Source organism: Atlantibacter hermannii, assembly GCF_009907385.1.
Taxonomy (GTDB): Bacteria; Pseudomonadota; Gammaproteobacteria; order Enterobacterales; family Enterobacteriaceae; genus Atlantibacter; species Atlantibacter hermannii_A.
The window spans coordinates 95,180-120,296 of record NZ_JAAATR010000024.1 but is presented as its reverse complement, the minus strand read 5'-3'; the positions used below and the strand labels follow the sequence as shown (position 1 = coordinate 120,296).

Below are 25,117 nucleotides of genomic sequence, written 5' to 3'. Positions count from 1 at the left end.
CTTACCCCTTAGCCGCTGCCCGGAAGCCATTTTCCAGGTCAGCAAGTAAATCTTCACTGTCTTCAATACCGGTTGAGATGCGCAGCAGCGTCTCGGAAATGCCTGCGGCGGCGCGCGCTTCGGGCGCCATGCCCGCATGGGTCATGGTCGCGGCATGGGAGATCAGGCTTTCCACCCCGCCTAACGATTCCGCCAGTGTAAACAGCTCAAGCGCGCCAAGGAAGCGGCGCAGCGTCTCTTCGTCGCCGTCGATTTCAAAGCTCAGCATCGCGCCAAAACCCTTCTGCTGGCGAGCCGCGATCTCATGGCCCTGGTTTTCCGGCAGAGAAGGATGATACAGCTTTTTCACCAGCGGTTGGGTCTTCAGATAGTCGACAATCGCCAGCGCGTTACGCTGCGCGATATCCATACGCGGCACCAGCGTGCGCAGGCCGCGCAGTAATAAATAACTGTCAAACGCCGCGGCGGTCACGCCAATATTATTCGCCCACCAGGCCAGATTAACGGCGGTCTCTTCATCACGGGAAATGACCACGCCAGCCACGACATCGGAATGACCGTTGAGGTATTTGGTGCAGGAGTGCAGCACTAAATCGGCACCCAGAGAAAGCGGATTTTGCAGCGCCGGGCTGAGGAAGGTGTTGTCCACCACGCTTACCGCCCCGGCTTCCCGTGCCAGGCGGCAGATTTTTTCAATATCGACCACGCGTAACAACGGGTTGCTCGGCGTTTCGATCAGCACCAGCTTCGGTTTCTCCGCCAGCGCCGCTTTCAATGCCGCTTCATCATGTTGATCGACAAACAGCACCCGGTAGCAGCCACGTTTCGCCAGGCTATCAAACAAACGGTAGCTGCCGCCGTAACAGTCGTGCGGCGCGACCAGCAGATCGCCCGGGTTCAGATAAACCGTGGTCACCAGATGGATCGCCGACATCCCGGTATTGGTCAATACCGCCCCTGCGCCGCCTTCAAGTTCCGCCAGTGCGCGCTGGGTCACATCGCGCGTTGGGTTACCGCGGCGAGAATAGTCGTGAGCGCGCGGCTCGTTAAAGCCGGTGAAATTATAGGTGCTGGAAAGATGAATGGGCGGGACAACGCAGCCGTACTGTTCGTCATCGTTTAATCCACTGCGTACGGCGATGGTGGCCTGTTTACGTGTCATGTTGAGCGGCTTCCTGGCTGAAGGACTGATCCCGGCCTTTTCGCGGGATAATCGGGAATCGGTTCAAAGTCTGCCCACAGAGTAACCACAGAAGAAATGGACGTCAATACATCTGGACATCTAAACTTCTTTGCGTATAGATTGAGCAAAACTGAATTAGCCGTTAAAATTGTGTGTTTAGAGCAGCCGTGCGACGGAATTCCCTGTGCGCGGCACTATCGCGTTTATGGCTGCGGCCCGCCAGACCGGCCCCGGTCCACTATCAATATTGAGAGGATGAAAGGTATAACATGGCTGAATGGAGCGGCGAATATATCAGCCCATACGCTGAGCACGGTAAGAAGAGTGAGCAAGTAAAAAAAATTACGGTTTCCATTCCTCTGAAGGTGTTAAAAATCCTCACTGATGAACGTACCCGTCGTCAGGTGAACAATCTGCGTCACGCCACCAACAGTGAACTGCTGTGTGAAGCGTTTTTACATGCTTTTACCGGCCAACCGCTGCCGAATGATGAAGATCTGCGTAAAGAGCGCAGCGATGAAATCCCGGAAGAGGCGAAAGTGATTATGCGTGAGTTGGGTATCGACCCGGAGACGTGGGAATACTGATCGGCAAACAGATACAAAAAAGGCGCCTTGCGGCGCCTTTTCTTTCCGTGGTGCTTATTTAGCGCCCGGGATGCTGAAACGCTTGTTGAAGCGGTCAACACGGCCACCGGTCGCAACGTCACGCTGCTTGCCGGTGTAGAACGGGTGGCATTTGCCACAAACGTCCAGGTTCAGATCGTGGCCCACAGTTGAGTGAGTTTTGATCACATTACCGCAAGAACAGGTTGCAGTAATTTCAGTGTAATTCGGGTGAATACCTTTTTTCATGGGAAACCTCAGTGAAGGCCGCGTCGCTCTTCCGGCCCTAACGCCAGACACCACGCGAAGTTGATAAATTCCCCGTCTCATTGGGCACTGCGGGTGTGCTCACTCCAGTACCGCGCCGGGGAAATACGTCGATTTGACTGCACGCTTTGTGCATCAAAGGCGGCGAATCATACAGAAATTAATCACTGTATGCAAACTGATCCGCAAATTGTCTTTCTCACAGTGTACACTATGCCGTCATTTTCTCAGCCGGGAGCCCGGATGTCTGTTGCCCATATTGCCCTGGCGGTGCCGCTGCCCCGCACTTTTGATTATCTGCTTCCTGTAGGGATGCAGGTGGCGGCAGGCTGTCGCGTACGGGTGCCGTTCGGCAAGCAACAGCGCGTCGGGATTGTGGTTGCCGTTAGCGAACACAGCGAACTGCCGCGCGAAGAACTGAAATCGGTGCTGGAGTTGCTCGACGACGAGCCGCTGTTTTCCCCTTCCTTATGGCAACTGTTGCTCTGGGCGGCGGAGTATTATCACCATCCGATTGGCGATGTGCTGTTTCATGCGCTGCCGGTGCTGTTGCGCCAGGGGAAGCCCGCCAGCGGAACGCCGCTCTGGACCTGGTACGCCACTGAAGATGGTCAAACCATCGATATCAATAGCCTGAAACGCGCGCCTAAACAGCAACAGGCGCTGGCGCTGCTGCGCCAGCAGCCGATTCTGCGCCATCAGCTTAGCGAGATGGAGTTGAGTGACGCGACGTTTCAGACATTACGCACCAAAGGCTTGTGCGATCTACGGGCGCAATTGCCTGAGCAAACCGACTGGCGGCCTGGCTTTAGCGTGTCCGGCGAGCGGCTGCGGCTCAACACCGAACAGGCCACCGCCGTGGGGGCAATTCACAGCGCATCCGATCAGTTTTCCGCCTGGCTGCTGGCAGGCGTGACCGGCTCGGGGAAAACCGAGGTTTATCTGAGTGTGCTGGAAAACGTGCTGGCTCAGGGCAAACAGGCGCTGGTGCTGGTGCCGGAAATCGGCCTGACGCCCCAGACCATCGCGCGTTTCAGGGAACGGTTTAACGCCCCGGTGGAAGTGCTGCACTCGGCCCTGAACGACAGCGAGCGGCTGGCGGCCTGGCTGAAGGCGAAAAGCGGCGAAGCGGCGATTGTCATCGGCACCCGCTCGGCGCTGTTTACGCCATTTAAGCAGTTGGGCGTGATTGTTATTGATGAAGAACACGACAGCTCCTATAAACAGCAGGAAGGCTGGCGCTACCATGCCCGCGACCTGGCGGTGTATCGCGCCCACCGCGAGCAGATCCCGATCATCCTTGGCTCGGCGACGCCCGCGCTGGAAACGTTACACAACGTTCGGGTGAAGAAGTACCGCGAACTGAAACTCACCCGCCGCGCGGGCAATGCGCGCCCGGCGATGCAGCATCTGGTGGATTTGAAGGGTCAGCCAGTGCAGGCGGGCCTCGCCCCGGCGCTGATTGCCCGGATGCGCCAGCATCTTCAGGCCGATAACCAGGTCATCTTATTTCTTAACCGGCGCGGTTTCGCCCCGGCGCTGCTCTGCCACGACTGCGGCTGGATTGCCGAATGCCCGCGTTGCGACCACTACTACACGCTGCATCAGGCGCAGCACCAGCTGCGTTGCCACCACTGCGACAGCCAGCGCCCGGTGCCGCGCCAGTGCCCGCAGTGCGGTTCCACCCATACCGTGCCCGTCGGCCTTGGAACCGAACAACTGGAGCAGGCGTTAAGCCCGTTGTTCCCCGGCGTGCCGCTGTCGCGTATTGACCGCGATACCACCAGCCGCAAAGGCGCGCTGGAGCAGCATCTGGCGGACGTGCATCGCGGCGGCGCGCGCATCCTGATTGGCACCCAAATGCTGGCCAAAGGCCATCACTTCCCCGATGTGACGCTGGTCGCGCTGTTAGACGTGGACGGCGCGTTATTCTCGGCGGATTTCCGTTCGCCGGAGCGTTTCGCCCAGCTGTATACCCAGGTCGCCGGACGCGCCGGACGCGCGGGTAAACAGGGTGAAGTGATCCTGCAAACCCATCACCCCGAACACCCTCTGCTGCAAACGCTGCTCAGCCAGGGTTATGACGCTTTCGCTGAAGAGGCACTGCGCACTCGCAGTCAGGTCTGGCTTCCGCCTTACAGTAGCCATGTGATGATCCGCGCGGAAGACCATAACAATCAGCAGGCACCGCTGTTTTTACAACAGTTGCGTAATCTGTTGCAGGCCAGTCCGCTGGCGGATGACAAGCTGTGGATCCTCGGCCCGGTACCGGCGTTGCAGCCAAAGCGCAGCGGGCGCTTTCGCTGGCAGATCCTGTTGCAGCACCCGTCCCGCCTGAAGCTGCAACATATCCTCAGCCAGAGCCTGGCGCTGGTAAACACGCTGCCCGAGGCGCGCAAAGTCAAATGGACGCTGGATGTCGATCCCATCGAAAGCTAAATCTTCAGCACAATGCGGCAGAGATCGAAAAATAAAATATTGATCACATTTCTTATGCAATATTTGTAACCGCACGGGGTAAATATCTGATAAGAATGATCGGTCAAGCCAGACCACAGGATGTGGCTGCGCCCGCGATAGTTTGCGAGGAGAAGAAGTTGAACCCGAAGAAACAGGTTGTTGCCGCAACCATGAAAGATGTTGCCGAGCGGGCAAATGTCTCAACCGCCACGGTATCTCGTGCATTAATGAATCCTGAGAAAGTCTCTCAGGCTACCCGTAACAAGGTAGAGCAAGCCGCCATTGACGTGGGTTATTTGCCTGGCTCTCTGAACCGCAACTTAAAACGTAACGAGTCACGTACCATTCTGGTGATTGTCCCGGATATCTGCGATCCCTTTTTCAGCGAAATTATTCGCGGCATTGAAGTCACCGCCGCTGATCAAGGGTATCTGGTCCTGATTGGCGACTGCGCGCACCAGAATCAGCAGGAAAAAACTTTTATTGACCTGATTATCACCAAGCAGATCGATGGCATGCTGCTGCTCGGCTCGCGCCTGCCGTTTGACGCCAGTAAAGAAGAGCAGCGTAATCTGCCGCCGATGGTGATGGCTAACGAATTTGCGCCGGAGCTGGAGTTGCCGACGGTGCATATCGATAACCTGACCGCCGCTTTCAACGCCGTGAACTACCTTCACGAACTGGGACACGACCAGATCGCCTGTATCGCCGGGCCGGAAGAGATGCCGCTGTGCCATTACCGGCTCCAGGGCTACGTCCAGGCGTTGCGCCGCAGCGGGATGCAGGTCGACCCGCACTATATCGCCCGGGGTGATTTCACCTTTAACGCCGGCGCGCAGGCGCTGGATCAACTGCTGAATCTGCCGAATCCGCCGACGGCGATCTTCTGCCACAGCGATGTGATGGCGCTGGGCGCGCTCTCTCAGGCCAAGCGACGTGGCTATAAAGTGCCGGAGGATTTGTCGATTGTCGGCTTCGATAACATCGCGCTGGCGGAGTTCTGCGACCCGCCGTTAACCACGATTTCGCAGCCGCGTTTCGAGATTGGCCGCGAGGCGATGTTATTGCTGCTCGATCAACTACAGGGCCAGATCGTGCGCAGCGGCTCGCGCCTGCTGGATTGTGAACTGAAAGTGCGCGGCTCCACGCGGGCCCGCAAGGCGGCAAAATAGTTTCGATTAGGACTCACCTTACTGGTCAAAAGCCCGTCCCTTAAGTAACATGACGGGCTGATAAACGAATAAATACAGCGAAACGATAGTGGCACAACGAGATTATGTACGCCGCGGACAGCCGAGCCCCGCGCGGCGGAAGAAACCGACTACCCGCAAAAAGCAACGTAACCTGCCTGCCGTTTCCCCGGCCATGGTCGCTATCGCAGCGGCTGTTCTGGTGACCTTTATCGGTGGCCTGTACTTTATTACCCATCACAAGTCTGAAGAAGCCGAGGTCATCCCGGGTCACAAAGTGACGGGAAATGGCTTGCCGCCGAAACCTGAAGAGCGCTGGCGCTATATTAAAGAGCTGGAAAACCGCCAGCCGGGCGTGCGCACTCCGACCGAGCCCTCCGCCGGTGGGGAGATCATGAATCAGGATCAGCTGACCAACGAACAGCGTCAGTTACTGGCGCAAATGCAGGCGGATATGCGCCAGCAGCCCACGCAGCTCAACGAGGTGCCGTGGAACGAGCAAACCCCTGCCCAGCGCCAGCAAACGCTACAGCGCCAGAAACAGCTCCAACAGCAGAATACCGTTGCGCAGCAGCAGCGTACCCCGCCGCGCGTCGAACAACCGTACCAGCAAACCCAGCCGGTGCGCGCCGCCACAGTCCAGGAGCAGCCGGTACGCAGCACGCAAACGCAGAAGCCTGCCGCGCCGCAGACCAACCGGACAACGGCCAGCCAGCAGCCTTACCAGGATCTACTGCAAACGCCGCCGCACACCGCGCAGCGTGAGCCCGCGCAGCCGAAGGCCACCGCCCAGGCCGCGCCGGTCACCCGCGACACCACGCCGGAAAAACCGGCCGCCGAGAAAAAAGATGAACGCCGCTGGATGGTGCAGTGCGGTTCATTTAAAGGCGCCGAGCAGGCGGAAACCGTGCGGGCGCAGCTGGCATTTGAGGGCTTTGATTCACGCATTACCGCCAATAATGGCTGGAACCGCGTGGTGATCGGCCCGGTGAAAGGCAAAGACAACGCCGACGGCACCCTTACCCGCCTGAAGCTCGCCGGTCACACTAACTGCATTCGTCTCGCCGCTGGGGGTTGAAACCCCCAAAACACCCCCCATCTATAATTGCATTCTGCCCCGCGCCTGGCGCGGGGCCTGTATTCAGCTATCGAAAAGGGGTCTGTCAGTGACAACAATAGTAAGCGTACGCCGCAACGGACAGGTGGTGATTGGTGGCGATGGACAGGCCACACTGGGCAATACCGTCATGAAAGGCAACGTCAAAAAAGTGCGTCGTCTTTACAATGATAAAGTCATCGCAGGTTTCGCGGGCGGTACGGCGGACGCCTTCACGCTGTTTGAACTCTTCGAACGCAAACTGGAAATGCATCAGGGCCATCTGGTGAAAGCGGCGGTTGAGCTTGCCAAAGACTGGCGTACCGACCGTATGCTGCGCCGTCTGGAAGCGCTGCTGGCGGTGGCGGATGAAACCGCATCCCTGATCATCACCGGTAACGGCGATGTGATCCAGCCGGAAAACGACCTGATCGCGATTGGTTCCGGCGGCCCGTATGCCCAGGCCGCAGCGCGCGCGCTGCTGGAAAACACCGAACTGAACGCCCGTGAAATTGTTGAGAAGTCGCTGGGGATTGCAGGTGATATTTGCATCTACACCAACCACTTCCTGACCATCGAAGAACTCTCCTCTAAAGCGTAAGGATTTCCCATGTCTGAAATGACCCCACGCGAAATTGTCAGCGAACTCGACAAACACATTATCGGCCAGGACGCGGCGAAGCGTTCTGTCGCCATCGCGCTGCGTAACCGCTGGCGCCGTATGCAGCTTGATGAAGAGCTGCGTCATGAAGTCACGCCGAAAAACATTCTGATGATCGGCCCGACCGGCGTGGGTAAAACCGAAATCGCCCGTCGTCTGGCTAAACTGGCCCATGCGCCGTTCATCAAAGTCGAAGCCACGAAATTCACCGAAGTGGGTTATGTGGGTAAAGAAGTGGATTCCATTATCCGCGATCTGACCGATGCCGCGATTAAAATGGTGCGCATGCAGTCCATCGAAAAGAACCGCTATCGCGCCGAAGAGATGGCGGAAGAGCGCATTCTGGACGTGCTGATCCCGCCGGCTAAAAACAACTGGGGCCAGGCGGAGCAGGCGCAGGAGCCTTCCGCGGCGCGTCAGTCCTTCCGCAAGAAGCTGCGCGAAGGCCAGCTGGATGATAAAGAGATCGAAATCAATCTCGCCGCTGCGCCGATGGGCGTAGAAATCATGGCGCCTCCGGGTATGGAAGAGATGACTAACCAGTTGCAGTCCATGTTCCAGAACCTGGGCGGGCAAAAGCAGAAGCCGCGTAAGCTGAAAATCAAAGACGCGATGAAGCTGCTGGTGGAAGAAGAAGCCGCCAAGCTGGTGAACCCGGAAGAACTGAAGCAAGACGCGATTGACGCGGTTGAACAGCACGGCATCGTGTTTATCGATGAGATCGATAAAATCTGTAAGCGCGGTAACGTGTCGGGTCCGGACGTATCCCGTGAAGGCGTACAGCGCGACCTGCTGCCGCTGGTGGAAGGCTGTACGGTATCCACCAAACACGGCATGGTCAAAACTGACCATATCCTGTTTATCGCCTCCGGCGCGTTCCAGGTGGCCAGCCCGTCTGACCTGATCCCGGAATTGCAGGGCCGTCTGCCGATCCGCGTTGAGCTTCAGGCGCTGACGGCAGAGGACTTTGAACGTATCCTGACCGAGCCGAACGCGTCTGTCACCGTTCAGTACAAAGCGCTGATGGCGACCGAAGGCGTGAATATCGACTTCACTGACGATGGCATCAAACGCATCGCTCAGGCGGCGTGGCAGGTTAACGAAAGCACTGAAAACATCGGCGCGCGTCGTCTGCATACCGTGCTGGAACGTCTGATGGAAGAGATCTCCTACGACGCCAGCGATCTCAACGGCCAGACCATCATCATTGATGCGGAATACGTTGGTAAGCATCTGGATGAGCTGGTTGCGGATGAAGATTTGAGCCGCTTCATTCTGTAATTGCCTGTTTGTTGGCGTTATACCCAAAAAGAGGTGGCTCACACGTCTCGCTTAACAGAGTTCGGCGACACCTCTGCAACTTAGCGGTTGTTGTGGTTATAATCGCGCTCAGTGCAATTTCATCATTTACGATGGGGGCAATTCGCCCCCATTTTTTATTGGTTCGCTTACTATGACTGACTCACAATCACTGAGCCGTACGCAAGCCTGGCTGGAAAGCCTGCGCCCACGTACCCTTCCCCTCGCGTTCGCCTCCATTGTGGTCGGTAGCGCGCTCGCCTGGTGGCAGGGCGTCTTCGATCCGGTCGTCGCTTTCCTTGCGTTACTCACGGCGGGCCTGCTGCAAATCCTGTCCAATCTCGCCAATGACTATGGCGATGCGGTAAAAGGCAGCGATAAGCCGGACCGTATCGGGCCGCTGCGCGGGATGCAAAAGGGCGTAATTACCCAGGCTCAGATGAAACGTGCGTTAATCATCACCGTGGCGCTGATCTGCCTGTCCGGCCTGGCGCTGGTATGGGTCGCCTGCCGCACCTTCAGCGACTTTTTAGGATTTTTGCTGCTGGGGTTACTGTCGATTATCGCCGCCATCACCTATACGGTGGGCACCCGCCCTTACGGCTATCTCGGCCTTGGGGATATTTCGGTACTGATTTTCTTTGGCTGGCTGAGCGTGATGGGCACCTGGTATCTGCAGGCGCATACCCTGATCCCGGCGATTTTCCTGCCCGCCACCGCCTGTGGCCTGCTGGCGACCGCCGTGTTGAACATCAACAACCTGCGCGATATCGACAGCGACCGTATCAACGGTAAAAACACCCTGGCGGTACGGCTTGGCCCGGCGCGCGCCCGGCGCTATCACGCATTTTTGCTGATCGGCACGCTGGTGTGCCTGGCGCTGTTTAACCTGTTTTCACTGCAAAGCCCGTGGGGCTGGCTGTTTATTCTGGCGGCGCCGATGCTGGTCAGACAGGCGCAATACGTGGTACGGGAGCGCGATCCGCTGGCGATGCGTCCGATGCTGGAACGTACCGTCAAGGGCGCGCTACTCACTAACCTGTTGTTTGCAATAGGTGTTATTTTGAGTCAGGCTCATTTTTAACTGACAAATATCAATTAACAATTGATGATTTTGCCAACAATCGCCTGAAAGCGATATACTGAAAATTCTCGCAGCAACGAAACCTTAAGCCTATGAAATACGATACTTCTGAGCTTTGTGACATTTATCATGAAGAAGTCAATGTGGTGGAGCCGCTGTTCTCCAACTTCGGCGGGCGCTCATCTTTTGGCGGACAGATCATTACCGTGAAATGTTTCGAGGACAACGGGTTGCTGTACGAGCTACTCGAGCAAAATGGCCGCGGACGCATTTTACTGGTGGACGGCGGCGGTTCCGTTCGTCGCGCGTTGCTTGACGCCGAACTGGCGCGTCTGGCGGTGCAAAACGAATGGGAAGGCATAGTCATCTACGGTGCGGTGCGCCAGGTGGACGATCTGGAAGAGCTGGACCTCGGCATTCAGGCCCTGGCCGCCATTCCGGTTGGCGCGTCCGGCGAAGGCATTGGTGAAAGCGATGTGCGCGTCAATTTCGGCGGTGTGACCTTCTTCTCCGGCGACCATTTGTATGCCGATAACACCGGTATGATCCTTTCCGAAGACCCGCTCGATATCGAATAATCCTCGTTCAGGCCATCCCGTAACGGATGGCCTGATTGTTTTCAGTTACCAGCCCGGCACCGCCCCGCCGTTAAAGATTTTCTCCGCCGCCTGCGCCACTTCCGGCGACTGATACGACTGAATAAATTTCTTCACGTTTTCCGCGTCTTTATTGTCTTCACGCGTCACGATGATGTTTACATACGGCGAGTTTTTGTCTTCGATAAACACGCTGTCATGCACCGGCGACAGGTTCAGCTGCTGGATGTAGGTGGTGCTGATGATCGCCACGTCGACTTTCGGATCGTCCAGCACGCGCGGCAGCTGCGCGCCTTCCAGCTCCATGATTTTCAGATGGCGCGGGTTATCGGTAATATCCAGCGCCGTCGGCAGCAGGCCGGTATCCGGCTTGAGGGTAATCAACTTCTCTTTCTGTAACAGCAGCAGCGCGCGGCCCAGGTTAGTCGGGTCGTTAGGGATCGCAACGGTTGCGCCATCTTTTAATTCATCAACCGATTTAATCTGGCGGGAATAACCGGCCATCGGGAAGACAAAGGTATTGCCGACCGCCACCAGTTTATAGTTGTGCGCGTTGTTGTCCTGTTCGAGGAAGGGACGATGCTGAAACACGTTAGCATCCAGTTCGCCCTGGTTGGTGGCATCGTTCGGCAGCAGCGACCCGCTGAAGCCCACCAGCTCCACATCCAGATCGTATTTCTCTTTCGCGACCTTTTTAGCCACTTCCGCCACATCCTGTTCCGCGCCGTTAATGACGCCCACTTTGATGTGTTTAGCGCTATCGCTTTGTTGGTCGCATCCCGCCAGCAGCAGGCCGGTCAGCAGTACCGTAGCGGCCATCCGGCCACGAGACATCCCCAGTTTCATTTTTGTTATCCTTGTTTACGCATCAATTCCGCCAGAAAACGACTATAGCGAGATTAGCGAAGCGGGATAAAAAACGAAAAGGAATGGGCAAGAAGAAAAAAGCATAAGCGGGATGACGCCACAAAAAAGGCACCGAAACGGTGCCTTTTATGCGGGAGAGGTAATTACACTTCTTCCATGCGGCCCAGCAACGCCTGCAAACGTTCCTGCCACACGTGCTGTTGTTCTTTAAGCTGGTGGTTTTCGCGCTCCAGCTCTTCACGGCTGCCCTGCGCGTGTTGCACTTCCTGCGCCAGGCTGTTGTTCTTTTCTTTCAGCTCTTCGATTTCCATCTGTAACAGGGTGATGGTATCAACAGCCTGCTGTACTTTCGCTTCCAGTTTCTCAAACACTTCAAATGACATCGTCATACCTCTCCAGAATTGCAAGGCGTTGATAGAATGCTATCCCTACCGTCTCCGGTGACGCCTTATTAATACGTGCGCACCACATGAGTCCGATTGTATGGAGCGTTGCCGCCAGTGTCCAGCAGCACACCATGCTGTTTGCGAAATGCAACACTTTTCAGTCTATGCCGAACGGGTTCTGACGCTCTCTCCGGCAAATGTTAACAAATGACACCAAATCGCGATGCAGAATTTCGTGCGCGCCCCCAGCAAAATTCGCGCGAAAACGCGCGTTTTATTGACGCGCTACACACATTTTAATTTCGATATTTCTCGTTTTTGCTCGTTAACGATAAATTAACACCATGTCTACAGGACATAACGGGTGATATCGCACCCGAAATAACAATAATCATCACTTTTACCTTCAGGACCCGATTATGAGTCAAACATCAACCTTAAAAGGCCAGTGCATCGCCGAGTTCCTCGGTACCGGGTTGTTGATTTTCTTTGGTGTGGGCTGCGTCGCCGCGTTAAAAGTGGCGGGTGCCAGCTTCGGCCAGTGGGAAATCAGCGTGATTTGGGGATTAGGGGTAGCCATGGCTATCTACCTGACCGCGGGCGTATCCGGCGCTCACCTCAACCCAGCCGTCACGCTTGCGCTGTGGCTATTTGCTTGCTTTGATAAACGTAAAGTCGTCCCCTACATTGTGTCTCAATTTGCAGGCGCCTTTTGCGCCGCCGCGTTGGTTTACGGGCTTTATTACAATCTTTTCTACGATTACGAACAGACTCACAATATGGTGCGCGGCAGCGTTGAAAGCCTTGACCTGGCAGGCGTGTTCTCAACCTATCCTAACCCGCACATCAACTTCTTCCAGGCCTTTGCCGTCGAAATGGTGATCACGGCGATTCTGATGGGACTGATCCTGGCGCTCACGGATGACGGTAACGGCATTCCGCGCGGCCCGCTCGGCCCGTTGTTGATCGGCCTGCTAATCGCCGTGATCGGTGCGTCCATGGGCCCGCTGACCGGCTTCGCGATGAACCCGGCGCGTGATATCGGTCCGAAAGCCTTCGCCTGGCTCGCCGGCTGGGGCAACGTCGCCTTTACCGGCGCGAAAGATATTCCTTACTTCCTGGTGCCGCTGCTCGGCCCGGTGGCAGGTGCAGCATTAGGGGCCTTCGGTTATCGTAAACTGATTGGCCGCCACTTACCTTGCGATGTCTGCGCTGTGGAAGATGATAAAGAATCGGCAACCTCCAGCGCGCAACAAAAAGCTACGCTGTAATAAGACTGAAGGGACAAGAAACATGACTGAGAAAAAATATATCGTTGCGCTCGACCAGGGCACCACCAGCTCTCGCGCCGTGGTAATGGATCACAGCGCGAACATCGTGAGCGTGTCACAGCGTGAATTTCAGCAGATCTACCCGAAAGCTGGCTGGGTTGAACATGACCCGATGGAAATTTGGGCTACCCAAAGCTCGGTGTTAGTCGAAGTGCTGGCGAAAGCCGATATCAGCTCTGATGAAATCGCCGGCATTGGTATTACCAACCAGCGTGAAACCGCCATTGTCTGGGAGCGCGAAACCGGCAAGCCGATTTATAACGCCATCGTCTGGCAGTGCCGTCGTACTGCGGACATCTGCGAGCAGCTCAAGCGCGACGGCATGGAAGACTACATCCGTAAAAACACCGGCCTGGTGGTGGACCCGTACTTCTCCGGCACCAAAGTGAAGTGGATCCTCGATCACGTTGAAGGCTCCCGCGAACGCGCCCGCCGCGGCGAGTTGCTGTTCGGCACCGTGGATACCTGGCTTATCTGGAAAATGACCCAGGGACGCGTTCACGTCACCGATTACACCAACGCCTCCCGTACCATGCTGTTCAACATTCACAGCCTGGACTGGGACGACCGCATGCTGGAAGTGCTGGATATCCCGCGCGCCATGCTGCCGGAAGTGCGTAAATCTTCCGAAGTTTACGGCCAGACCAATATCGGCGGTAAAGGCGGCACCCGTATTCCTATCGCCGGTATCGCGGGCGACCAGCAGGCAGCGCTGTTCGGCCAGCTGTGCGTTAAAGAAGGCATGGCGAAAAACACCTACGGCACCGGCTGCTTTATGCTGATGAATACCGGCGAAAAAGCCGTGGCATCGGAAAACGGCCTGCTGACCACTATCGCCTGCGGTCCGAGCGGCGAAGTGAACTATGCGCTGGAAGGCGCGGTGTTTATGGCGGGAGCATCCATCCAGTGGCTGCGCGACGAGATGAAACTGATCAACGACGCGTTCGACTCTGAATACTTCGCCAACAAAGTGAAGGACACCAATGGCGTCTACGTGGTTCCGGCATTCACCGGGCTTGGCGCGCCGTACTGGGACCCGTATGCCCGTGGCGCGATCTTCGGCCTGACGCGCGGCGTCAATTCCTGCCATATCATCCGCGCAACCCTGGAATCTATCGCCTTCCAGACCCGCGACGTACTGGAAGCGATGCAGGCGGACTCCGGCATTCGTCTGCACGCCCTGCGCGTGGACGGCGGCGCGGTCGCCAACAACTTCCTGATGCAGTTCCAGTCCGACATTCTGGGCACCCGCGTTGAGCGCCCGGAAGTGCGTGAAGTCACCGCGCTGGGCGCGGCGTACCTCGCCGGTCTGGCGGTCGGTTTCTGGCAGAATCTGGACGAATTGCAGGAAAAAGCGGTCATTGAACGCGAATTCCGTCCGGGCATCGAAACCACCGAGCGTAACTACCGTTATGCAGGCTGGAAGAAAGCCGTCAAACGCGCGCTGGCGTGGGAAGAGCACGACTAATCAACACCTCAGGGACGCCGCTGGCGTCCCTTTTTCTTTCCCTTCCGCGTGCAAATTTCAGCCTTATCCCCCCTGTGCTACACTCCGCAACAATTTCTTTTGTGAATGAGTGAGCTATGAGACGAGAACTTGCCATCGAATTTTCCCGCGTCACCGAAGCCGCCGCCCTGGCGGGTTACAAATGGTTAGGCCGTGGAGATAAAAACACCGCTGACGGCGCGGCGGTCCACGCCATGCGCATTATGCTCAACCAGGTCAATATCGACGGGCAGATTGTTATCGGCGAAGGAGAAATCGACGAAGCGCCAATGCTGTATATCGGCGAGCGCGTGGGCACCGGCCAGGGCGACGCGGTGGACATCGCAGTCGACCCGATTGAAGGCACGCGCATGACGGCAATGGGCCAGGCCAACGCGCTGGCGGTACTGGCGGTGGGCGATAAAGGCACGTTCCTCAACGCCCCGGATATGTACATGGAAAAGCTGATTGTCGGCCCGGGCGCGAAAGGCGTTATCGACCTCAACCTGCCACTCGCCGCTAACCTGCAAAACATCGCCCAGGCGCTGAATAAGCCGCTCAGCGAGCTCACCGTCACCATTCTGGCGAAGCCGCGTCACGATGAAACAATCGCTGAAATGCAGCAGCTTGGCGTGCGCGTTTTCGCTATCCCGGACGGCGACGTAGCGGCCTCGATTTTAACCTGTATGCCCGATAGCGAAGTGGACGCGCTGTACGGCATCGGCGGCGCGCCGGAAGGCGTGGTTTCCGCAGCGGTGATCCGCGCGCTGGATGGCGATATGCATGGCCGCCTGCTGGCGCGTCATCAGGTGAAAGGCGACAGCGAAGAGAATCGCCGCATCGGCGAACAGGAGCTTAAGCGCTGTAAAGCGATGGGTATTGAAGCCAACAGCGTATTGCGCCTTGACGATATGGCGCGCAGCGATAATGTGATTTTCTCGGCGACCGGCATCACTAAAGGCGATTTGCTGGACGGCATCAGCCGCAAAGGGAATATCGCCACCACGGAAACGCTGCTGATCCGCGGCAAATCACGCACCATTCGCCGCATTAAATCCATTCATTATCTCGATCGCAAAGACGCCAACGTACAGGCGCATATACTGTAATCGTTTGTCTGAATGAGCTTTCCGGCCCGTCAGGGCTGGAAATCTGCGGCTTATCTCAGCAAGATTAACGGGTATTCATCGGTGGAGTAAATCATGGCGGAATGGGTAAAAGGCAAAGTCACACAGGTACAACACTGGACGGACGCACTGTTTAGTCTCACCATCGACGCGCCGGTCGCCCCGTTTACGGCCGGGCAGTTCGCCAAGCTGGGGCTGGAGATCGACGGCGAACGGGTGCAACGCGCCTACTCTTACGTGAATGCGCCCGATAACCCGGCGCTGGAGTTTTATCTGGTCAACGTGCCGGAAGGCAAACTCAGCCCGCATCTGCACGTCATGCAGCCTGGCGATGAAATCAATATCGTCAGCGACGCGGCGGGATTTTTCGTGCTGGAAGAAGTGCCGGACTGCGACACGCTGTGGATGCTGGCCACCGGCACCGCCATCGGCCCTTATCTGTCGATTCTCCAGTACGGCAAAGATCTGGAGCGCTTTAACCACATCGTTCTGGTCCATGCCGCGCGTTACGCCGCCGATTTAAGTTATCTGCCGCTGATGCAGGAGCTTGAGCGGCGTTATGAAGGGAAACTGCGGATCCAGACCGTGGTCAGCCGGGAAACCGTTGCAGGCTCGCTGACCGGGCGCGTTCCGGCGCTGATCGATAGCGGTGAACTGGAAAACGCGGTGGGCCTGACGATGCGGCCTGAAAATAGCCACGTGATGCTGTGTGGTAACCCGCAGATGGTGCGGGATACCCAGCAGTTGCTGAAAGAGACCCGGCAAATGACCAAACACCTGCGTCGCCGCCCGGGTCATATGACGGCGGAGCACTACTGGTAACTCAGCGGTACTTCACATCCAGGGTGTCTTTACCGTATTTATTCTCGCCGGGGGTACCGATAAAGGCCCCCAGGTCGAGCAGCAGCATCACCAGGATCAGCGTGGGAACAAAGCGCCCCACTACCCACTGCCACATGCCGCCCAGCACCGCCCAGTTCCCGGCCAGCAGCATCCACGCCGCAATCATCAATAATGCCCAGAGACCGGATTTACCGCGATCGTGCAGGCGTTTCACCACCACGGCGGAGGTCGGCCATAGCAGGCACACCAGCACAAACGCCCCGGTTTGCGCGTCCAGAATGCCGTTAGCGACCAGGATAAACAGCAGCGCCATCGCCACTATCCATAAACCAATCCAAATCCAGAAATCGCGACGCCCGATGCGCCCCTTAAATGAGAACAGCCATTGCTGTAGGGTCATAAATTATCCTTATCATCATCATGCCGCGTAGTTTACCCTGAACCCGGTCAATTTTGACAAGCCGCCTCGTTATCGTTTTAATCGCTGTAACCAGTTATCGGGAGTCAGGTTTGATAAAGTCACTGTTCGCCATTCTTTTACTCTGCTTGCCGCTGGCGGCAGGCCTTGCCGCGCCGGAAAACGACGAGGCAACTCAGCCGGGAAAAGCGCCCTATCTGCTGCCTGGCGCGCCCTCTTTCGACCTGACGATTTCCCAGTTCCGCGAAAAATTTAATCAGGATAGCGCCCCGCTGGCGCTCAGCGAGTTCCGCGCCATTACCTCAAGCCAGGATAAAGACGCGATTACCCGCGCCGCCACCAAGATCAATGAGAATCTGTACGCCTCCAGCGCCCTGGAGCGCGGGACGCTGAAGATAAAATCCATGCAAATCACCTGGCTGCCGATCCAGGGGCCAGAACAAAAAGCCGCTAAAGCCAAAGCGCTGGAGTACATGGCGGCGGTGATGCGCGTTTTTACTCCTTTGAGTAAAGCGCAAAGTCAGAAAAAGATAACCACGCTGCTGACTGCCGCGAAAAACAAACGTTACTCTCAGCAGACCGAAGGGTCCATCCGCTATGTGGTGGCAGATAACGGCGAAAAAGGGCTAACTTTCGCCATTGAACCGATTAAGCTGGCGCTATCTGAAAACCTGGAAGGAAACAATAAATGACAAAAAGCAAAGCCATTCCAGGCGTGAATCTCTATACTGTTTGACAGACCGCGCTGCCGGAATGGCAGCAATCTTCCTTAATTCGCTTGACCGCGTGGAGAATTGAAATGCGACATCCATTAGTGATGGGTAACTGGAAACTGAACGGCAGCCGCCATATGGTAAACGAGCTGATCGCCAACCTGCGTAAAGAGCTTTCTGGCGTGGACGGCTGCGGTGTGGCGATTGCCCCGCCGGCAATCTATCTGGATCAGGCTAAACATGCCGTATCCGGCAGCCAGATCGCCCTCGGCGCGCAAAACGTTGACGTTAACCTGTCTGGCGCATTCACCGGCGAAACCTCTGCCGAAATGCTCAAAGACATCGGCGCAAAATACATCATCATCGGTCACTCTGAGCGTCGTACTTATCACGCTGAATCCGACGAATTCATCGCTAAAAAATTCGCCGTGCTGAAAGAGCAGGGCCTGATCCCGGTTCTGTGCATCGGTGAAACCGAAGCGGAAAACGAAGCGGGCAAAACTGAAGAAGTTTGCGCACGTCAGATCGACGCGGTGCTGAAAACCCAGGGCGCGAGCGCGTTCGAAGGCGTGGTTATCGCGTATGAGCCCGTGTGGGCTATTGGTACCGGCAAATCTGCAACCCCGGCGCAGGCGCAGGCGGTTCATAAATTCATCCGTGACCATATCGCGAAAGTTGATGCTGATATCGCTAACCAGGTGATCATTCAGTACGGCGGTTCCGTTAACGCGGCGAACGCGGCAGAGCTGTTCACCCAGCCGGACATCGACGGCGCGCTGGTAGGCGGCGCATCCCTGAAAGCGGACGCGTTTGCGGTCATCGTCAAAGCGGCGGCTGAAGCGAAAAAAGCGTAATTACGCTGCCATAAAAAACCCTGCATCGGCAGGGTTTTTTTGTTTTATAGCTGGTGCAACAGCCGGAACCAGGCGTAATCCAGCGGCAGTAAAATCAGGAACGTCACCACCGCCAGCGCCAGACACAGCGTGATCCCCGCCCTGGCAGGCACTTTGCCCAGCGCCATCGCTACCACGATGGGCGACGCCTGATACGGCAGCAGCGGCGTCGAATAGCCCAACACCTGAATCATAATCACCGACAGCAGCGGGAACCCCGTGGCCTGCGAGAAACTCTGCGCCAGGGTGGTAAACAGCGCCGGAACGCCGTTAGCGGTCATAATGAAGTTCAGCGCCGAGGTGATACCGGTCAGCGCCACAAAACTGGTAAAGGGCCTTTCCGGGTCAAGCGGCATGATCTTCAGTAAGGATTCGCCTACTACGCGCCCTAACCCCGTTTCCGTCACGGTGATCGCCAGCCCGAGGATCCCGGCGACATAAATACAGGTGCGGAAGTTCACCCCGCTGGCAAACTCATCGCCATTGATAAAGCCCACGCGCGGCAGCAGCGTAATCACCGCCGCCGCCAGCCCGGTCCAGGCCGGACCCACGCCGTGCCAGCTTTCGGTCACCCACAGCGTCAGCACCACCAGCAGCATCCAGGCCAGGCGTTTTTCCGCGCCGCTCATCGGCCCCATCGGCGCGAGGGTTTTCGGCGGCGTCGGCTTGCCGGGGAATATCCAGCAAATCAGCACGATCAGCAGGAAGCCCTTCAGCAGGCCAAGCACCGGCGTATGCAGCAGCAGATAGGGCAGATAATTTAAATGAATGCCGTATGAGCCTTCCGCCGCGCCGCTCATGACCAGATTCGGCACGTTAGCAGGCAGGATAGTGGCGGAAAGCTGGAAAGTGCCGAAACCGACCGCCAGCGCCAGCCCGTACCAGCTGCGGGTGCCATCTTCGATACCAAAGCGTTTCGCCATTGCCGCCACGATGGGCATCAACAGCGCGATGCGGCCCATGTTCGACGGCATCACAAACGCCAGCGCATAGCTGAGCAGCACGACGCTTGCCATCATCAGCCACCAGGAGTCGTTAAGCCGCGCCGACAGCGCCCTCGCCACTCTGTCAGCCAGGCCAGTTTTGCGGATCGCCACGCCCAGCACAAAGCCGCTGAACACCAGCCAGAACGCCGACGAGGCGAAGCCGCCGAACAGCGTGTCTGGCGGGGCGATTTTCGCCACCATCGCCACCGTGAAAAACAGCAATGCGGTAATAAACTCCGGCAACAGCGAGGTGGCCCAGAGCACAATAGTGACGCCAATCACCAGCGAAGGAAGGAATAGCGGGTGGGAAAGCCAGAGCGACATACCTGTCTCCTGTCGTATTTTGCAGCAAGTCTACGGTCACGTCGGCGTTAAGTAAATCGCACCGCCCCCACCAGAACCGGCAGGTCAATGATAATGAATCTCACCAAAATAGTCAGAAAGCACATAGTAGCGGCAATATTCAAAAGGCCGCTCCTGGCCCGCCAGAAAAGTTTGCCGCGCCACGGAGAGCAGCGGTTTATTTTCCGGGATTTGCAATTTCTCGCACAAGTCGGGGGTGGGAAGAATGGCGTCGACTTTTTCCGTCGCCGAATCGCTGCTGACATTCAGCAAACTGTAGAGCGACTTATTGGCCAGATCGTCCGCCGTGAGGCTGAGTCCCGGAAAGAATGACAGATCCAGATAGATTTTCTCGTGATTGAACGGGCGCTGGTTCAGATAACGAATACGGGAAATAAACAGGAAGTGGTGGTGCGAAGGCAGGCTCAGGCCATCCGCCAGCGCATCCCTGGCGCGACGCGGGCCAATATCAAGAATGCGGTTTTCGATTGCCACGCTGGCATCGCGTAAATCGCTGGTAATGCCGCGAAACGTATGACCGTAGCTGACGCCTTCCGGTACTGCGCTGACGACCGAACCGCTGCCCCGCTGAGAGGCGATCACCCCGGCATTGATCAGTTCGCTCCAGGCCTGTTTTACCACGATGAGCGAGACGTTATAGGTGCGGGCAATTTCTTTCTGGGTTGGAAGCTGGCTGCCTAACGGCCAGGTTCCATCCTGAATATGCTGGCAGATGATGTAGAACAGCTGCTTGTAGAGCGGTGTGAAACTTGCCTTATCGACCTGCAACCTGTTTACCTCGAATTTCCGCCAGCAGGGGGACGGTTAACGCGTCCCCGGCAAGGTAAACGCGTGGTTATCCTGCAATCTGCCTGGCAAGCTCAGCCAAATCGAAATGGTTCATTCGATTGACGGTCGTTAAATAGTCGTCAGGGAAGGCATTCGCGCCATGGAATGCGCCAGAAAGTGCCCCAACCATGGTGGCAACGGTATCGGTGTCATTGCCGATATTAACGGCGGAAATGATAGCATCAACCGCAGAATGGGGACAACACGCGAACAGGCCAAAGGCGGCGGGCACCGCTTCGCTGACGTGCAGGCCGGTACCGATAATATCGCTGATCTCCACAATCGCGGTTTCCCAACTTGCATGGCGCTTACCGATGGCGACCGCCAGCTCGATACGCCGCGCCACCGACGGACCGGCGACCCTCATTGCCCCCTGTTCCTGGGCCAGGTAATAGCCGCGATCGGCACCGTAAATACCCGCCGCAATAATGCTGTCAGCACTGGTGGTTTCTCGCAGCGCTTCGCTGGTTGCCGCCGCCATCGCCGCAGCGCCGGACATTGCCAGCACGTTGTTATGAGTGAAACGGGTAATCTTCAGCGCTGCATCGATCGCGTGCTCCAGATCGCCAGGATGTAGCACCGCCGCAGGCCAGATTTTCATCGCCGCGCCGTTGGTGGCTTCGGCATTGCCTTTGTTGACGATCTGCACTGACTGCTTTTCACCTTCCAGTTCGCCCTGCAACGAGGCACGATTATCGTTGAACAGCGCTTTCATGGCCGCCCGGGTCGTCGGACCGGTGAAATTAGCGTAAAACGGATAAGCCAGCCAGCGGGTAAAGGCCTCGCGCATGACGTCGTCGGTTACCTGGCGCTGGTGGCTCAACAATGCGTCCATAATGTATTTCGCCTGAATAAAATCATCAGTGCACATTCCCGCGTCGTTACAGCGGCCAAAGGTATCCGCTGGCGGTTTCTGGAACGTCGTTACCCAACCGCCGAAATAGTCTTTAATCTGCTGTTGGGTTCTGACCTCTGTCGCCGCGCCCATAGCATCAGCGGCGGCAGCGCCAATTAAACAGCCTAAAATTTTGTTGTGATCAACGTGCATGAACAACTCCTTTACGAATGAACAGGATCTGCGCCGCACGGATGCGCGGCGAGAAAATCGGTTAACTGGTGGGGGTACGGCAGCGCGGTCATTGCCCCTTTGGCAGTAACCACCAGCGCGCCGCAGGCATTAGCGCGGCAGATGGCTCCGGACAGCTCTGCCTTTCCCCAGCGTTCATACCGGGAAAGATGAAATAGCAGCCCGCCGACAAACGCGTCGCCCGCGCCAGTGGTGTCAATGACGGGAACCTGTGGTGCGGGAAAATGCTGCTCGCCCTGTGGGCAAATCAGATACGCGCCCGCCGCACCAAGGGAAATCACCGTGGTGTCGCAGCCCATGTCCCGCAGTAAATAGCGCGCGTCCTGCCAGTGAGCGACATTGCCCAGACGGCACAGCTCATCGGCGGAAACTTTGCAGATGCTGGCCAGCGCCACGGACTGCGCCATTAGCGCCGGGATCTCGCTGACGTCGCGCCACATACTCTCCCGCAGATTGACGTCAAACATCACCTGGCCGCCTGCGGCGCGTACGCGCCGCGCGCCTTCCAGGCAGGCTTCCCGGGCGGGCGAGTCCGTGAGTCCGATGGAACTGAAGTAGAACCATTCGCCGGGCTGGAAAACCGGTAAATCGGCCACGGAGACAAAGGTATCGGCGCTGGGCTTCACCAGATAGGTAAAGCTGCGCTCGCCGTCAGGCGTTAAATTCACGATCAGTACCGCGCTGGTAAGTTGTGCATCAAGCCGCAACTGCGTGACGTCCGCGCCCTCCTTGTTCAGTACCGCCTTGAGAAACCGCCCGGCGTCATCGTCGCCCAGGCGGCCAATGAAGCCGCAGTTTCCACCCTGGCGCGCGATACAGGCCGTCACATTCGCCGACGCGCCGCCGGGGCATTTCAGATAGGTGTTGTCGGTGTCCGGCACTAAATCCACCGAGGCATCGCCAATAACCCAAACTTTTTTAGCGGGTTGCATGTGCGCCTCCTTACACCGCGCGCTGGGTAAGTTCAGCGCGGATTTCCCGGTAATAGTCGTTATTGATGAGGTACTTTTTCATCAGCAAACCAATCACCAGATGGAACACCGCCGGGATCAGGGTCATCATCAGCGCGATGCCCACCAGCGCCCGGTCACTCTGCACCGCATCCGCCTGATAGCCGAAATAGCTCAGCAAGAAGCCGAGGATGCCGCCCGCGAGGCCCATACCAAATTTCTGGAAGAACAGGATGCCGCCAAACGCCAGGCCGGAGACCCGCAGGCCGTTCTTTTTCTCGCCGTAATCCACCGCTTCGGCAATCGACGACCAGAACACCGGCATTTGCATATCGCAGAAGAAGTTGATCAGGAAATAAAAAACAAAAGCGAGGATCAGGTTTTCATGCCCCACCACGAAATACATGGCGATACTCAGCGCGAAGGTGATCAGCTGGGTATAACGGAACATTTTGATTTTGTCGTAGAACTTAGTGACCCAGGTGGTGACGATCATCGCCAGTATCGAGGCCACAACACCTACAGTCAGGAACGGCGAAATCAGGCTGTCGCCGCCGCCGAGATAGTATTTTGCGTAGTAGGCCGCAACCGAACCGCGGATCACGTAGCCGCACATCAGCAGCAGAATAACCACGCCGAGGATAATCCACTGGTCGTTACGCAGCAGACAGGTGAACTGCGTTTTCAGCGACATGGACGGGATTTCCGGTTCGCTACGCTCACGGGTAGTGAAAAAGCAGAACACGAACAGCAGTGCGCCCATGATGCCCATCAGCCCCATCGAGAGCTGATAGCCCAGCGCCTTGTTACCCTGCCCCAACCATACCGCCAGCATCGGCACCACGATAGTCACCAGAAACGCGGCGATTTTGGTCATCACGAAGCGATAACCGTTAGCGCTGAGGCGTTCTACCGGATCGTCGGTGATCACCCCGATCAGCGAGATGTAGGGAATGGTGATGGCGGTATAGACCAGCGTCATCAGAATGTACGTAAAGTAGGCCCACGCCAGTTTGGCGGTGTAAGCCATATCGGGCGTGATAAACATTAAATAAACCGCAAAGCCGAATGGAATGGCGAACCAGATCATCCATGGGCGGTAGCGGCCCCAGCGGGTGGTAAATTTATCGGTCAGAATACCCATGGCCGGATCGATAATCGCGTCGATCATGCGCACGACAACAAACAGCACGCCGACATCCGCCGCCCGCAGGCCGTAGATGTCGGTATAGAAGTAGGCGAGCAGGAGCTGCATGGCGATGATGACGACATTAATCGCCATATCTCCTGCGCCAAAACCTATTTTTTCCACGATAGAAAGTTTCATGACGGTATCCCTGGTGAGCCCGGTCCGTAGACGCGCGGCTATGGGTTTTATTTAACTACCTGAAAGTGAAACGGTTAAAGTTGCCTGGTGATGGGCAGCGCGCCGTTTATTTGCGGCACACTGTCAGTGTAGGGATCAACCAAAAGATATAAAGGTATACCTTTATATCTTTTGATCGGTTTCACAATAAATCTCCTCCAGGCTAATTTCTCCGGCCTGAGAATGCGATCGCGTTGGCAAAAAGGGTGAGCATGCCGCTTTATCCACGGCACGCGGAAAGCGCAGAAAAATTAATGTGAATTAAGCAGCGCGCAGTCGTGGTCCTGTAACTGTTCAGCATTGGCGAGATTGAGGTTAAGCAGATTGCGTTCGGTCGCCAGCAACACAAAGGAGCCGTCTGGCTGCTGGGCCATCGCCAGCGCGAAGCGCCCCATATGCGCACGCGCGCCGGGCACTTCCTGCGCCAGCATAATAAAAGGACTGCGCCGTGCCAGTTCCGCCTCGCTGACCCGGCGCACCAGATACGGCGTGTCGTCGATACCGCCGGGCAGCGGCAGCCAGCGGCTGCTGATCTGCGCCGCCTCCTGGTTAAGCTTTTTACGCACGTCCGGGCGCAGGCAGGAAATATGAATATGCAGGTGGTTCTGGGTGCGTCCCAGTTTCGAGTTTAAGGTCAGTGAGACCACGTTATTCGGCACCGGCTCGCCGTTTCGCTCGCTCATTACGCGCCGCGCCTGCCAGGCTTGCCAGAAGTAGTTTGGGGTTTTGGGATGCAGCAGCATCGGGCTTTCGATACCGTTAATGCGCCAGGTGGGCATCAGCAAGTACTGCAACGGGCCGTTACGATCTTTGAAAATCACAAATCCGGCATCCAGCTTCACTTCGGCACAGGGGGCGGGATTGTCGTGCCGCTGCTGATTGGGCACGCACTGATGAAATACGATATCGCGCAAGGCGTCAGGCTGGCCTTTAAAGTAAACCCACAGGCCGCCGACTATCGCGGCGATGATCAGCAGGAAACAGACCACAACGGCCAGCGCTTTTTTCATCTTCATGCCTTTTGCATTGGTG

At 56.9% G+C, this 25,117-nt stretch carries 25 protein-coding genes; 14 read left to right on the top strand and 11 right to left on the bottom strand.

The features are described 5' to 3' along the window. Position 1: 1 nt before the first annotated feature. Positions 2 to 1,162: a cystathionine gamma-synthase gene (gene metB / locus GV764_RS07435; RefSeq protein WP_161659588.1), complete on the bottom strand. Its 1,161-nt coding sequence runs from the start codon at positions 1,160 to 1,162 to the stop codon at positions 2 to 4. Positions 1,163 to 1,452: 290 nt separating this feature from the next. Between metB and metJ the strand changes: the two genes are divergently transcribed. Beyond that, a complete protein-coding gene (gene metJ / locus GV764_RS07430; RefSeq protein ID WP_015966498.1) occupies positions 1,453 to 1,770 on the top strand; it encodes a met regulon transcriptional regulator MetJ in 318 nt (105 codons plus the stop codon). 54 nt (positions 1,771 to 1,824) lie between these two features. Here metJ and rpmE read toward each other — a convergent pair whose 3' ends face one another. Continuing rightward, positions 1,825 to 2,037 (bottom strand): 50S ribosomal protein L31, encoded by a 213-nt coding sequence (gene rpmE, locus GV764_RS07425; RefSeq protein WP_161659587.1) that lies wholly within the window; start codon positions 2,035 to 2,037, stop codon positions 1,825 to 1,827. Positions 2,038 to 2,298: 261 nt separating this feature from the next. Between rpmE and priA the strand changes: the two genes are divergently transcribed. From priA to rraA, 7 genes are all read left to right on the top strand, one after another. After that, positions 2,299 to 4,494 carry a primosomal protein N' gene (priA, locus tag GV764_RS07420; RefSeq protein WP_161659586.1) on the top strand — a complete coding sequence of 732 codons (2,196 nt, stop codon included), beginning with the start codon at positions 2,299 to 2,301 and terminating at the stop codon, positions 4,492 to 4,494. A 158-nt stretch (positions 4,495 to 4,652) separates the two neighbouring features. After that, positions 4,653 to 5,687: a DNA-binding transcriptional regulator CytR gene (cytR, locus tag GV764_RS07415; RefSeq protein WP_161659585.1), complete on the top strand. Its 1,035-nt coding sequence runs from the start codon at positions 4,653 to 4,655 to the stop codon at positions 5,685 to 5,687. 88 nt (positions 5,688 to 5,775) lie between these two features. Further along, positions 5,776 to 6,783 (top strand): cell division protein FtsN, encoded by a 1,008-nt coding sequence (ftsN, locus tag GV764_RS07410; RefSeq protein ID WP_161659584.1) that lies wholly within the window; start codon positions 5,776 to 5,778, stop codon positions 6,781 to 6,783. A gap of 88 nt (positions 6,784 to 6,871) precedes the next feature. After that, the gene (hslV, locus tag GV764_RS07405; RefSeq protein WP_002436777.1) at positions 6,872 to 7,402 is read left to right on the top strand and encodes an ATP-dependent protease subunit HslV; all 531 of its coding nucleotides are present in this window, start codon (positions 6,872 to 6,874) and stop codon (positions 7,400 to 7,402) included. Positions 7,403 to 7,411: 9 nt separating this feature from the next. Next, complete coding sequence (gene hslU, locus GV764_RS07400; protein WP_161659583.1) at positions 7,412 to 8,743, top strand: HslU--HslV peptidase ATPase subunit; 1,332 nt, start codon at positions 7,412 to 7,414, stop codon at positions 8,741 to 8,743. A gap of 172 nt (positions 8,744 to 8,915) precedes the next feature. Next, positions 8,916 to 9,845: a 1,4-dihydroxy-2-naphthoate polyprenyltransferase gene (gene menA / locus GV764_RS07395; protein WP_161659582.1), complete on the top strand. Its 930-nt coding sequence runs from the start codon at positions 8,916 to 8,918 to the stop codon at positions 9,843 to 9,845. A 92-nt stretch (positions 9,846 to 9,937) separates the two neighbouring features. Continuing rightward, positions 9,938 to 10,423 carry a ribonuclease E activity regulator RraA gene (gene rraA / locus GV764_RS07390; protein WP_161659581.1) on the top strand — a complete coding sequence of 162 codons (486 nt, stop codon included), beginning with the start codon at positions 9,938 to 9,940 and terminating at the stop codon, positions 10,421 to 10,423. A 45-nt stretch (positions 10,424 to 10,468) separates the two neighbouring features. Here the strand turns inward: rraA and nlpA are convergent, their stop codons facing one another. Both nlpA and zapB read right to left on the bottom strand, forming a co-directional pair. After that, the gene (nlpA, locus tag GV764_RS07385; RefSeq protein WP_161659580.1) at positions 10,469 to 11,287 is read right to left on the bottom strand and encodes a lipoprotein NlpA; all 819 of its coding nucleotides are present in this window, start codon (positions 11,285 to 11,287) and stop codon (positions 10,469 to 10,471) included. Positions 11,288 to 11,451: 164 nt separating this feature from the next. After that, on the bottom strand, positions 11,452 to 11,697 hold the full coding sequence (gene zapB / locus GV764_RS07380) for a septal ring assembly protein ZapB (RefSeq protein WP_125294945.1): 246 nt from the start codon (positions 11,695 to 11,697) through the stop codon (positions 11,452 to 11,454). 416 nt (positions 11,698 to 12,113) lie between these two features. Between zapB and GV764_RS07375 the strand changes: the two genes are divergently transcribed. From GV764_RS07375 to fpr, 4 genes are all read left to right on the top strand, one after another. Then, complete coding sequence (locus GV764_RS07375; RefSeq protein WP_161659579.1) at positions 12,114 to 12,965, top strand: MIP/aquaporin family protein; 852 nt, start codon at positions 12,114 to 12,116, stop codon at positions 12,963 to 12,965. Between the two features lie 22 nt (positions 12,966 to 12,987). Then, complete coding sequence (gene glpK / locus GV764_RS07370) at positions 12,988 to 14,493, top strand: glycerol kinase GlpK (RefSeq protein ID WP_161659578.1); 1,506 nt, start codon at positions 12,988 to 12,990, stop codon at positions 14,491 to 14,493. 116 nt (positions 14,494 to 14,609) lie between these two features. Next, positions 14,610 to 15,620 carry a class II fructose-bisphosphatase gene (gene glpX / locus GV764_RS07365; protein WP_161659577.1) on the top strand — a complete coding sequence of 337 codons (1,011 nt, stop codon included), beginning with the start codon at positions 14,610 to 14,612 and terminating at the stop codon, positions 15,618 to 15,620. Between the two features lie 93 nt (positions 15,621 to 15,713). After that, a complete protein-coding gene (gene fpr / locus GV764_RS07360; RefSeq protein ID WP_161659576.1) occupies positions 15,714 to 16,460 on the top strand; it encodes a ferredoxin--NADP(+) reductase in 747 nt (248 codons plus the stop codon). A 1-nt stretch (position 16,461) separates the two neighbouring features. Here fpr and GV764_RS07355 read toward each other — a convergent pair whose 3' ends face one another. Further along, positions 16,462 to 16,881, bottom strand: a complete 420-nt coding sequence (locus tag GV764_RS07355; RefSeq protein WP_161659575.1) for a DUF805 domain-containing protein — start codon at positions 16,879 to 16,881, stop codon at positions 16,462 to 16,464. Positions 16,882 to 16,994: 113 nt separating this feature from the next. Between GV764_RS07355 and GV764_RS07350 the strand changes: the two genes are divergently transcribed. After that, a complete protein-coding gene (locus GV764_RS07350; protein ID WP_161659614.1) occupies positions 16,995 to 17,591 on the top strand; it encodes a DUF1454 family protein in 597 nt (198 codons plus the stop codon). Positions 17,592 to 17,698: 107 nt separating this feature from the next. Next, a complete protein-coding gene (tpiA, locus tag GV764_RS07345) occupies positions 17,699 to 18,466 on the top strand; it encodes a triose-phosphate isomerase (protein WP_161659574.1) in 768 nt (255 codons plus the stop codon). A 44-nt stretch (positions 18,467 to 18,510) separates the two neighbouring features. Here the strand turns inward: tpiA and GV764_RS07340 are convergent, their stop codons facing one another. The 6 genes from GV764_RS07340 to GV764_RS07315 form a co-directional block, all read right to left on the bottom strand. Continuing rightward, positions 18,511 to 19,815: an SLC13 family permease gene (locus tag GV764_RS07340; RefSeq protein ID WP_161659573.1), complete on the bottom strand. Its 1,305-nt coding sequence runs from the start codon at positions 19,813 to 19,815 to the stop codon at positions 18,511 to 18,513. An 84-nt stretch (positions 19,816 to 19,899) separates the two neighbouring features. Then, on the bottom strand, positions 19,900 to 20,622 hold the full coding sequence (locus GV764_RS07335; RefSeq protein ID WP_161659572.1) for a GntR family transcriptional regulator: 723 nt from the start codon (positions 20,620 to 20,622) through the stop codon (positions 19,900 to 19,902). Positions 20,623 to 20,689: 67 nt separating this feature from the next. Beyond that, positions 20,690 to 21,730, bottom strand: a complete 1,041-nt coding sequence (locus GV764_RS07330; protein ID WP_161659571.1) for an ADP-ribosylglycohydrolase family protein — start codon at positions 21,728 to 21,730, stop codon at positions 20,690 to 20,692. Positions 21,731 to 21,741: 11 nt separating this feature from the next. Then, positions 21,742 to 22,701, bottom strand: a complete 960-nt coding sequence (locus GV764_RS07325) for an aminoimidazole riboside kinase (RefSeq protein ID WP_161659570.1) — start codon at positions 22,699 to 22,701, stop codon at positions 21,742 to 21,744. Positions 22,702 to 22,711: 10 nt separating this feature from the next. Next, complete coding sequence (locus tag GV764_RS07320; RefSeq protein ID WP_161659569.1) at positions 22,712 to 24,046, bottom strand: MFS transporter; 1,335 nt, start codon at positions 24,044 to 24,046, stop codon at positions 22,712 to 22,714. A gap of 290 nt (positions 24,047 to 24,336) precedes the next feature. Next, the gene (locus GV764_RS07315) at positions 24,337 to 25,101 is read right to left on the bottom strand and encodes a CDP-diacylglycerol diphosphatase (RefSeq protein WP_476561213.1); all 765 of its coding nucleotides are present in this window, start codon (positions 25,099 to 25,101) and stop codon (positions 24,337 to 24,339) included. Positions 25,102 to 25,117 lie beyond the last annotated feature (16 nt).